At 53.3% G+C, this 1148-nt stretch carries 3 protein-coding genes; 1 reads left to right on the top strand and 2 read right to left on the bottom strand.

Annotation, left to right across the window (positions count from 1 at the left end; translation table 11 throughout):
• On the top strand, positions 1 to 501 hold a 501-nt coding region (locus KBA32_RS15560; RefSeq protein ID WP_294360814.1), incomplete at its 5' end, for a hypothetical protein.
• A 16-nt stretch (positions 502 to 517) separates the two neighbouring features.
• Here the strand turns inward: KBA32_RS15560 and KBA32_RS15555 are convergent.
• Both KBA32_RS15555 and KBA32_RS15550 read right to left on the bottom strand, forming a co-directional pair.
• Entirely contained in the window at positions 518 to 817 is a 300-nt protein-coding gene (locus KBA32_RS15555; protein ID WP_294360811.1) for a CcdB family protein, read from the bottom strand.
• Positions 817 to 1068 (bottom strand): type II toxin-antitoxin system CcdA family antitoxin, encoded by a 252-nt coding sequence (locus KBA32_RS15550; RefSeq protein ID WP_294360809.1) that lies wholly within the window; start codon positions 1066 to 1068, stop codon positions 817 to 819. The genes KBA32_RS15555 and KBA32_RS15550 overlap by 1 nt, the downstream gene beginning before the upstream one ends.
• Positions 1069 to 1148: the final 80 nt, after the last annotated feature.

Raw genomic sequence — 1148 nt, 5'->3', positions numbered from 1 at the left:
ATGACCGACGAAATCAATGAGTATTGCCGACCGGCGTCGCTGGAGGATCTCAAGGCGCTGATCGAGTCTTTGAATCGTCAGCACGTCGATTACCTGCTTATTGGCGGCTACGCCCTGTTCGTACACGGCTACCACCGGGCAACGACGGATATTGACGTACTGGTGCCAGCGACGCTCGAGTCCGGAGCCAAGGTCAAGGAAGCACTGATGGTATTGCCGGATCAAGCCGCGAAGGATCTTGAACCCGAGTGGTTTGCCGAAGGCGACAACATTCGGGTAGCCGACGCCTTCGTAGTCGACGTCATGTTGAATGCGTGTGGTGAAACATTCGACACGCTCGAACAATATGCCATCACCGTCGACCTTGAAGGCATTCCCGTCCGGACGGTCAGCCTGGAAGGACTCCTGCGAACCAAACAGACCGTGCGAGACAAAGACGCGGCCGACAGGCGAATTCTGGAACGCGCACTCAGACTCTTTCAGGAACAAATCAAGAAATAACGACGGGCGGGCGAGGCTAAAACCCCTGAAACAGGAGATCGATTGCCGCAACGATTTCTGCGCCCATCGGTTCAAGCGAAGTCACCGGATGTTTCAGAACTGATAACGGCACCGCCGCCATACCTTGTGTTGCCATCACGACACGCTCGCCATCGATCTCAAACACCGGATTCAGAGTTTTCGCATAGTCAGCAATGTCACGGATCGGGATCAAAGGGGCAACCACCCGCGTTGAAAAGTGGCTATTGATATCGGCTTGCAGATCGAGCAAATAGCCACTGCGATCAGGATTTCGATAGACCGTGAATCTAGCCATCAAAAACTCCGATATTTCTCTAGCGGCAGACCGTTTTTCTCGATGTAATCATTCCAGCAGTCAAAGGCTTTAGCATTTTCCTCGACCCAAAGCTCGGCACGCTTTTCAGCAACAGCTCGAGCCAAACCGGACTCGGCCGCTTGCGAGACGTTGATCCGCAGCGCCTTCGCTTCTGCGAGAAGATTTTCCGCCAGGGAGACATTGGTTGCTCTCTTTGCTGCCGGAGCACTGCTGATGACCATCATTGCCATGACGATACCTCAATAAGAATGTATGGCGCTCACAATACCCGTCATGCACATTCTTGACAACATTTTCCGAAAACGTGGTC

The organism is Propionivibrio sp. (assembly GCF_017995515.1).
GTDB lineage: Bacteria > Pseudomonadota > Gammaproteobacteria > Burkholderiales > Rhodocyclaceae > Propionivibrio.
The sequence above is the reverse complement of the archived record's forward strand: the minus strand, read 5'-3'. Positions and strand labels throughout refer to the sequence as shown.